7 protein-coding genes are annotated in these 9,933 nt (G+C 49.9%); all 7 read right to left on the bottom strand.

Annotated elements, in window-relative coordinates; translation table 11 throughout:
* Positions 1-194: 194 nt before the first annotated feature.
* The 7 genes from ACWA2B_RS26635 to mfd all read right to left on the bottom strand — a co-directional run bounded on the left by ACWA2B_RS26635 (position 195) and on the right by mfd (position 9,875).
* Positions 195-473, bottom strand: a complete 279-nt coding sequence (locus ACWA2B_RS26635) for an RNA-binding S4 domain-containing protein (protein ID WP_016818913.1) — start codon at positions 471-473, stop codon at positions 195-197.
* A complete protein-coding gene (locus tag ACWA2B_RS26630; protein ID WP_007428028.1) occupies positions 473-745 on the bottom strand; it encodes an HU family DNA-binding protein in 273 nt (90 codons plus the stop codon). Before ACWA2B_RS26630 ends, ACWA2B_RS26635 begins: the two co-directional genes overlap by 1 nt.
* A gap of 333 nt (positions 746-1,078) precedes the next feature.
* Complete coding sequence (locus ACWA2B_RS26625; protein WP_029514619.1) at positions 1,079-2,578, bottom strand: bifunctional methyltransferase/pyrophosphohydrolase YabN; 1,500 nt, start codon at positions 2,576-2,578, stop codon at positions 1,079-1,081.
* A gap of 156 nt (positions 2,579-2,734) precedes the next feature.
* Positions 2,735-4,393, bottom strand: coding sequence for a putative polysaccharide biosynthesis protein (locus ACWA2B_RS26620; protein WP_342434691.1), 1,659 nt, complete (start codon positions 4,391-4,393; stop codon positions 2,735-2,737).
* A 142-nt stretch (positions 4,394-4,535) separates the two neighbouring features.
* Positions 4,536-5,078: a stage V sporulation protein T gene (gene spoVT / locus ACWA2B_RS26615; protein ID WP_029519371.1), complete on the bottom strand. Its 543-nt coding sequence runs from the start codon at positions 5,076-5,078 to the stop codon at positions 4,536-4,538.
* Positions 5,079-5,245: 167 nt separating this feature from the next.
* Positions 5,246-6,364, bottom strand: a complete 1,119-nt coding sequence (locus tag ACWA2B_RS26610; protein WP_209950314.1) for a peptidylprolyl isomerase — start codon at positions 6,362-6,364, stop codon at positions 5,246-5,248.
* Positions 6,348-9,875, bottom strand: a complete 3,528-nt coding sequence (gene mfd, locus ACWA2B_RS26605; RefSeq protein ID WP_029519373.1) for a transcription-repair coupling factor — start codon at positions 9,873-9,875, stop codon at positions 6,348-6,350. Before mfd ends, ACWA2B_RS26610 begins: the two co-directional genes overlap by 17 nt.
* Positions 9,876-9,933 lie beyond the last annotated feature (58 nt).

Here is a 9,933-nt window from a genome sequence, read left to right as displayed (position 1 = left end):
GATGGCGATCCACCTAGATCGCCTGGAGAAACAGGGGTAACCCCCCCCTGCTTCTCCAGAGACCAGAGCATTATGATGTGAAAAAGAAACCCACGTCTCAAAATGACGGGGTTTCTCGACAATCTGAAAGCATTCCTTCATAAAATAATGAAGGAATGCTTTCATGTACAGTTGTGAGAAAGTCAGATGTCTGCTTACCAGTTCAAACCATTGTCCCTGGCAATAGGCTCTTCCTTTACCAACGTGTACATACTTGCAGCCTCGTCCTTGCGTGTAGTGTCGGCGAGCCGTTCCACTCGCACGGTCACCAGCTTCTGGCCAAACTGGACGGTAATTTCATCGCCTACTTTGACCGCACTGCTCGGCTTGGCTTCGCGTCCGTTCACCAGCACTCTCCCTTGTTCGGAGACGTCCTTGGCTACCGTACGCCGCTTAATCAGCCGCGAGACTTTCAAGAATTTATCAAGACGCATTAGTTAACGGCTTCTTTAAGCTTATTACCGGCTTTAAAAGCAGGAACGGTCGATTCTGGAATTTCAATCGTGTTACCGGTTTGTGGATTGCGGCCTGTACGGCTGGAACGCTTGCGTGTTTCGAAAGTACCAAAGCCGATCAGTTGCACTTTGTCACCGCTAGCGAGTGCATCTGTAATTTCACCAAGAACGCCATTCAATACAGCTTCAACGTCACGTTTGCTCAAACCGCTTTTGCTGGAAATATTGTTGATCAGATCTGTCTTGTTCATAAGATAAAAGCCTCCCAAATGTCAAAAAATAATCATCACGCTACATGTCCATTGATGGAGCAGACGTGAGGTCCAACTGTGGCCGAAGCCCTTCTGAATGTCACTGTAACACGCTTAACTATAAGCTACAGTTATTTTCAGAATTACTACAAGTTATTCTGGCTTGTCCGTAAAAATCCTGCAATGACAGGCGTTTTTTTATTCGACCCCAGTCAAGCCAACATCCTACTACAAAACTCTGCCCATTGGCAAGTCCTCTCAAACTGGGCCTTCTTTCAACCCTGCATATGTCTCATTTTACTGTTCTGTGCAGCCAAAAGCGAATATGTGGAATCACGCTTTACCAAGGAGCTTTTTCGCTTCCTGCCAGTAAGTCTCCATTTCATCTACGCTGCTTTCTTCGGGACGACGCCCCTGCTCGCGTAATTTCTGCTCAATATACTGGAAACGGTCGACAAATTTGCGATTGGTAGCCGACAATGCCTCTTCCGGGTCTACTCCCATAAACCGGGCTGCATTCACGGCAACAAATAACACATCGCCTAACTCCAGCAACTGGGCTTCCACAGCATGCCCTTCACGAACCGCTTCCTTCAGCTCAGCCACTTCTTCGTCCAATTTATCGAATACGCCCTCAATGCTATCCCAGTTAAAGCCTACTTTAGCTGCTTTCTTCTGGAGCTTGTACGATTTCATAAGAGCAGGCAGATCACGCGGAACCCCGTCCAGTACAGAAGGATATGCTGCCGTCGTGCCTTTAAGCCGTTTTTCCTCAGCCTTCATCTGCTCCCAGTTTTGCAGCGCCTCTTCCGCATCATTCGCTTGATTATCACCGAACACATGCGGATGACGGAAAATAAGCTTATCATTCAGCCCCTGAATTACATCATACACATTGAAGGTTCCGACTTCCTCTTCCATTTGGGCATGCAGCAAAATTTGCAACAACAGATCGCCCAGCTCTTCCTTCATATGCTCAGGGTCGTCCTCATCTATCGTTTCGATGACTTCATACGTTTCTTCGATCAGATTTTTGCGAATCGACTGATGTGTCTGTTCACGATCCCAAGGACAGCCTTCCGGACTGCGCAAAATATCGACAATCTCGTGTAAACGGTCAAAAGAACGCCGTTTCAGCGCTTCATCTTCACTGCGAGGTACGTATACCAAGGATAGGTTCCCGTAGCCCTCTACTCGATCCAGCTCGTACAGCGGTACCTTGTGCACCGCTTCCTCCCCTTCTACCCCAAGAGCGTGACCGACATATACCTCATAATCGTCAGGATACCGCTCCATCAGGCACAGCTTCACATCAGAAGCCGTAAAGGTGTCATACACCTGTCCGATCAGCGTATGCAGCTGAGGCTGGAGCCAGCTGGCATCCAGTGTTCCTGCGTCCAGCAGCTGAAAACCCTCAATCGGATCAAAACCAAGACGCACAAAAGCTTCATCCAGGAAACTTTCGCCGCCCAGAATATTCAGTTCAATCCCTTGCGCAGGACAACGCTCCTTAAGCAACTGCACCGCTGCTTCTGCCACCATAGGGTGACCAGGAACCGCATAGACGATTTCGCTTCCGTCTGCCGCCTTAGCAGCCGTCGTAATCAATTGGCTGGTAATTTCCTCGTATACCTCTGGGAAAGACTCTTTTGTCTCATATACCTCGTCAAACGACTCAAAAGCCACCTCAAACTCATTCAGCACTTGAACCGCAGGATGCTCCTTGGTCCGCAGATACAGCGCTGAAGCGCCTCGCATTTTGTTCAATATCCCTATCGTAAGCTGATCCGGATCCCCCGAGCCCAAACCTACGACCGTTAATGTTACGCTCATATCCCATCCTCCGTTTCGCAGAAACAAGGCTCATGCTCGAAAAAATACACGGCCTAACCCCGCCTCCGCTTCCTTTGCTTTGGCATTACTATACCACAAAGTGGTATAGGCTCATAAAATGGCTGTGCCGATTCACGCCGTAAGCCGTATGCCTGGCTAAGCCAGTACACGTAGCCTGCGCAGCACGGCTGCCAGCGGGCGTCCGAGCTTGGGCACCGCCACAAGCTCGGCTTCCGTGATCAGCCTCAAGCGTGCGAGGCCGATCACGAACACTGCGGCGCCTGCGGCTACACCCAGCAGGCTCTCCACGGCTGCCGTGGCACGACCTTCGGCAGCCCACCCCAAGGCACCCAGCACAGCGCTGGTGCCCCACATCGCTGCCCCGGCCGCACCAGCCAGGGCGATAAGCAGCGCCGCCGGCTTGAGCACGCTGGCGGACCAGCTCGCGCGCAGGCCTACCAAGCGAGCCAGCAGCACGATGTTGATCACTGCCGCCAGCAGATAGGCGACAGCCCCCGCAATGGCGGCTCCAGCCGTGCCTAGATGCGGCACGAGTAGCCAGTTTAGCAGCGCCTTGGCTGCTGCGGCCGCGAGCATCGCCAGAGCCGGCGCGCGAACCGCGCCAAGCCCTTGCAGCAGCGCAGCCGAGATGATGCTGAGCGTGCCGCCAACGGCGGTTAGCGCCATCCAGCGCATGACCCCGCTGCCGGTGTCGTCCGCATACAGCATCACATTGACGGGCACAGCCAGCACGATCAAGCCTGTCGCAGCGGCCAGTCCCAGTAGCCAAAACCAGCGCAGCGATTGCTCGCACTGGCGACGTGCCAGTTCCGTACCGCCGGTTACCCGGGCCTCAGCCAGCGATGGAATGAATAATGCCGACAGGGTGGTGGCAAACATCATGACTAGCTGTACCAGCGGCAGACCTCGGTTATACACGCCAAAGGCCACCATAACCGCAGTATCGTCCAATCCCTCCTGCTTTAACAAGCGAGGTACAGTAAATGTGTCTACCAGGCTAATTAACGGAACGGCTAGCGCTCCAAGGCAAACAGGCAGGGCATAACGCAGTATCGCCTTTAACAAGGCACCATTGCTTTCCGCTGGGTGTAGCTCTCCAGCTTGTGCTTGCACTGTCGCCATGACCGTCCCTTGCCTTCTAAGCCTCTTCCTGTGATTTCGCCAATATAGCAACATGACGACCAAGCCCGCTGCTCCACCTGCTGCTGAACCAAACACGGCTCCGGCAGCAATCATATCTGCTCCCGCTCCTTGTGACAGCATGAGCAGCAACAGTATAATCATCACGCTTACCCTTATCGCCTGCTCCGTCACTTGGGAAACAGCAGTCGGAAGCATATTTTGCAAACCTTGAAAATATCCTCTCAGTCCCGCCATAACCGGCACGAACAAAAAGGCAAACGCCGCCGCCCTCACCGACGGAATGACGTGAGCATTGTCGATCCATTGACCAATGAGCGGCGCACACGTATACATCAGCACGCCCAGGATTAATCCGAAGACACCCAAGACAAGCGAAGATAACCGAGCAACACGTTGCCCCGCTGCTCGGTTTCCCACTGCCTCAAACTCAGCTACAAATTTGGATATTGCAGCCGGAAATCCAGCAGCTGCAATGGTAATGAACAGCGTATAAAAAGGATAAACCGTATTATAAATGCCAAACACGCCGTCGCCGCCGATATTCTGCAGCGGGATTTTTTGCACTGTGCCGATCAGCTTGCTCGCTACCGCTGCCAGTGTCAAAATGACAGCACCTCGTAGCAGCCGCGAAGCGGCGCGATTTTCCTGCATTCTCCGTCTCCACTCCCACCTGAAATATGCATCTTACCCGAGTCCTATTATACCGCCTCTTCTCACGGAAAGAAAAAAAAACCCTGTGCAACGTAGGACGGCTTTCGCCATTCTGTACGTCATACAGGGGTGAAACGGGATGTTACTGTTCCATTTGTTTGCCCAGGAAGCCAGCGGCTGTTTCAGCCATTTTGACCTCCATTTCGGACATTTTTACATTTTCGTCCTTGTTCAACAATACAACGGAACCAATGGGATCACCACCGGAAACAATGGGAGCCGCCACAAAGGACGAGAGTGTTTCTTCGTGGTCTCGCGTTAGCTCATAAGAGCCGCTGGCTGTCTCCAGCACAGTTTTGCGATTATCCATACTACCTTCGATAATGCTACCGATTGGCTTGTCCAGAAACTCTTTTTTAGAGCCTCCAGCCACCGTAATAATGGTGTCCCGATCGGTAATCATTGTAATATGACCCGTGCTTTCAAACAGGGACTCAGCATATTCTTTGGCGAAATCACCAAGTTCACCAATAGGTGAATACTTTTTCAAAATGACTTCTCCGTCACGATCCACAAAAATCTCAAGCGGATCTCCTTCACGAATTCTCAAGGTGCGGCGAATTTCCTTTGGAATAACTACCCGCCCAAGGTCATCAATACGGCGAACTATACCAGTAGCTTTCATTTCACATGTTGCCCCACTTTCTCAAGAAGAATTTAGTAAACTACTGACGGTATCGAAAGACGCTTCCACTCCCCCAGAAGCGGTCACGAAGAACGTCACGGTCATGGTGTTTATGGTGATATCTGACCATAGTATTCATCTGTTCCCAATTCCTTATGCATGTTCAGTTATTTACCTTCGTTTGTAGCTCCATCTTTGGCTGTTCCTGCCTTGGCATCGCCCGTACCGTTTGTTGTTGCGCCCGGTGTAGTTGTGCTACCGGCACCAGAAGTTGCACCGCTTTTCTCTTGCGTAGCTGGTACCTTCGGCAGATTGATTTTCAAATCAAGTTTCGTCAAATCATTTTCGGTAAAGTTTTGGATACTTTCCCCGGCCAATTTATTTTTCAGGGCAGCCTTTTCGTTGTCTTTCAATTTATCAAACGTTGGCTCATTGCGGGACTCCACTTTGATCACGTGATATCCGTATTCCGTTTCCACCGGCTCACCGATTTTGTTAATCGGTTGGGTCTCAGCGGCCTCTTTAAAGGCAGGTACCCATTGCGCTACGGATGCATTCTCATACAGACCTCCGTTAGACGCAGAACCTGGGTCTTCTGAATATTTCTTGGCAATCGTCGCAAAATCCGCTCCTCCGTCCAGCTTCGCCTTCACTTCTTTCGCCAGCTTGAGGGCATCCTCTTTTTTGCGCTGTTTCTTTGTTTTAGGATCTTGGAAGTTAATCAATACATGACGCACGGTTGCTGTCGTGAATTGATCTTTATTTTTCTCAAATTCCTGTTTTAGCTGATCATCTGTTACTTTGTTAGTTTCGCTGTTGATTACCGTCATTACACGCGTGAAGTAATCTTTCACACCTTGTTCAGTCAGTTTCTTATCACTCAGAAATGTCTTGAACTTATCTTCTCCGACTGACTTTTTATACTGCTCCAGTTGTTCGTTCCCTTCTTTGGCACCCTGCTCCTTGGCTTTGTCGTCCGCTTTAGCCGCCAGAAGCTTGTACACCACTTCCTGCTTTACAATTTGCTCTCGTACCTGATCCGAAGCTAACGCAGCCTCATACTCTGGGTACAGGAATTTCATCATACTGATTTCTTGGTTGAACTCATTTTCGGTAATCGTTCCACCCTTATAGGTCACGACAACCTTGCTGTTGTCCTTCGGTTCATCCTTGACCTTGTTCTCATCCGGTTGCTTCGTACATGCTGCCAGAACCGATATAGCTAGCAGCGCTGCCATTCCCAAGGAGAGCATTCTCCAAGGTTTTCTTTTATTTAGTTGTGGCATTTTGCAGTTCCTCCTTCAATGTGAATGCTTCTTTCAATGCACTCAAAAATTGTTCCAGCAGTTCTAGCAACTGTGGATCATTTAGACCTTTGCCCTTTATGCGTGCGCTCATAGATGTGCCCTGTTCAAATTGTACACGTCTTTCAAAGCGATTGCCAATCTCGGCAAGTTTGGCGGTCTGTACCGCCTGCTGACGCCCTTCATGGAATTTCAACACGATATTGTCATCCCGTTGCACTATGGACTCGATGCCATACATGCGTCCATATACCTTGAGGCGAGCCACGGCTAGCAAATGACGCACAGCCTCTGGCAGATCGCCAAATCGGTCGACCAGTTCATCCTCCAGTTCAGAAGCCTCGTCAAAGGTACTGACCGCTGCAACCTTTTTATAAATCTCAATTTTCTGGATGCTGTCATAAATATAGTCACCCGGCAGGTAAGCATCGACGCCTAAATCAATCGACGTACTCCAATTCCGATTGGACTGATCCTCTTCTCCAAGTACGCTGACTTTACGTTTATTAATTTCCTCAGCCAGCATCTGCGAGTAAAGATCAAAGCCGACGGATGCGATGAATCCATGCTGCTCAGCGCCAAGCAAGTTACCCGCGCCGCGGATGGACAAATCGCGCATTGCAATCTTGAAGCCGGAGCCCAGCTCCGTAAATTCTTTAATCGACTGAAGGCGCTTCTCCGCCACTTCCGTGAGCACCTTATCCCGCTGGTACGTGAAATAAGCATAGGCAATCCGATTGGAACGACCTACACGCCCACGCAGCTGATAAAGCTGGGATAGCCCCATTTTATCGGCATCATGCACAATGAGTGTATTCACATTGGGAATATCCACGCCGGTTTCAATAATGCTGGTACTGACCAGCACATCATATTCGCCATCCAGGAAATCCAAAATAGTTTTCTCCAGTTCGGTTTCGGACATTTGTCCGTGACCCACGCCCACCTTGGCCTCCGGTACGAGCGCATTGATCTCTGCAGCCATCTCCTGAATGCCCTGCACACGATTATACAGATAGTACACCTGCCCTCCGCGTGCCATCTCGCGTTCAATGGCCTCACGGACTAGAGTCTGGCTATGCTCAACCACATACGTTTGCACTGGAAAACGGTTTTCCGGTGGCGTCTCAATGACTGACAAGTCACGTACACCCAGCATGGACATATGCAACGTACGCGGAATAGGTGTTGCCGTTAACGTCAGCACATCTACGTTCGTTTTCAGCTTCTTCAGCTTTTCCTTGTGGGTTACGCCAAATCGCTGTTCTTCATCGACAATCAGCATTCCCAAATCCTTAAACACCAGATCCTGCGACAACAGACGATGGGTACCAATGACAATATCGACCGTGCCTTGCCGGACCCCTTTAATCGTTTCATTCTGCTCTTTGCGCGAGCGGAAACGGCTCAATACCTGAATATTGAACGGATACCCTGAAAAACGTTCACGGAACGTCTCATAGTGTTGCTGTGCCAAAATCGTCGTCGGTACCAGCACCGCTACTTGTTTGCCTTCAATAGCAGACTTAAAAGCAGCACGAATCGCAACTTCAGTTTTGCCGTAACCTACATCACCGCATAGCAAACGATCCATCGGGCGGCTCTGCTCCATGTCCTTCTTAATCTCTTCGATGGCCCGAATCTGGTCACGTGTCTCATCATACGGGAACATATCCTCAAACTCTTGTTGCTCCGGTGAATCCTTTTCAAAAGCAAACCCTGGTGCCGACTGTCGTTCTGCATATAGCTTGATCAAGTCATCCGCAATATCCTGAACCGAGCTGCGCACCTTACTTTTAACCCGTGTCCACTCATTGCCACCCAGTTTATAAATCTTGGGTTCCTTGTCCTCTGAGCCAACATATTTCTGAATCAGATCAATTTGTTCAATCGGCACTGACAGCTTATCTCCACCCGCGTAGAGGACATGCATGTAATCCTTATGGATACCGCCAACCTCCAGCGTGCCGATCCCCATGTACTTCCCGATCCCGTGATTTTGGTGTACGACGTAGTCGCCCACCTTCAGCTCGCTATAGCTCTTAATTCGTTCTGCATTGTCCACATGGCGGCCCTGCTTACGAGCTTTCCGCTGCTTCTGAGAAAACATTTCACCCTCGGTAATGACCGCCAGGTGAATAGATGGCATTTCAAAACCGCTTTGCAGATTGCCGATAGCCATCGTCGGCTCATCAATACCATAATCCTCAAGCACTCGGCGCATCCGGTCCAGACGTTCATCTCCACTCGCCAGCATCATAACCTGTGTGCCAGCTTTGCGCCAACGATCCATCTCCGCCTTGAGCACATTCATTTGGCCATGGAAATCCTGCATGCCTCGGCAGATGAAGTTCAAAATATTTTGCGGCTGGGTATGAGGAACCTGACGGAGGAAAATCGACAGGAACAACGTCTGAAATCTCCGGTTGTACAGCAGATTGTCCGCGTCGTCTGACAGTTCTAGCTGCGGTAACGTTTTACCGTTTTGAAGCAAATGCAGATTCCATTCTGACTCATCCCGTTCCAGTTGCTTGGCTGTTTCCAGCATACGCGCCGGTTCGTCAATAATCAGAATCGTATCTTCCGGCATATAATCTGCCAGGGTTTTACGTTCAGGATACAGCAGGGAGATATATTTATAGATTTCGTCAAAATACACATGCTCTCGCAGCAACTCAATTTCACGATGGATCTCTTCTTTCAGATGCTGCTTAGCTTGACGATCCGTCATTTTGCCCAGCTGCTCCTCCAACAAAATAGCAGCGGCATCTGCCGCCTGATCCATACGCTGGTTATTCGCAATAACTTCCTTACACGGCGTTACAGTAACGGCCTGAACCTTTTCCACCGAGCGCTGATCTTGCGGATCAAACTTACGGATCGAATCAATTTCATCGTCAAACAGCTCCACACGATAGCCCCAACGGGTTGTCATTGGATAAAAATCAATAATTCCTCCACGTACGCTCATCTCTCCACGTGATTCCACACGCTCTACACGCTGGTATCCCATCTCGACCATATGTAGCAAAAACGCTTCCAGCTGAATTGTTTCGCCTTCTTTCAGCTCAATACGAGCCTCACGCCATGTTTCCGCCATTGGCAATAAACGTCGAACACCAGAAAACGGCACGACAACAATCCCACGAAAACCCTGGGCGCAGCGTATCAATACATCAATTCGTTGGGATAAGGTCTCTGGACTGGATATGGCTGCTTCAGCAGCTACCAGCTCATTGGCAGGATACAATAAAACCTGATCAGGGGAAAGCGCTTCCTGTAAGTCATCTGCTATTTTTTGAGCGGCAAACATATTGTGCGTCATGACCATTAACGGTCGTCCGGTATCTTCGGCAAGCGCGGCCATCAGTACCTGTCGGGAAGAGCCTGATAAACCTGATATCAGTTGTTCCTTCATCCCTGATGATATGCCTGCTGCAATGGATGCATAATCAGCATCCTTCGTAAAAGCCTGAATAAGTGCTTGTAACAAAAAAGGCACCCCTTTATGCTTATAAATAGTTACATGTAAACCGAAAAAGAAGCCTCAG

The sequence above is a fragment of the Paenibacillus sp. CMM36 genome, from assembly GCF_053570945.1.
Note: the sequence above shows the minus strand (reverse complement) of the source record. Positions and strands in the feature narration are given on the sequence as shown.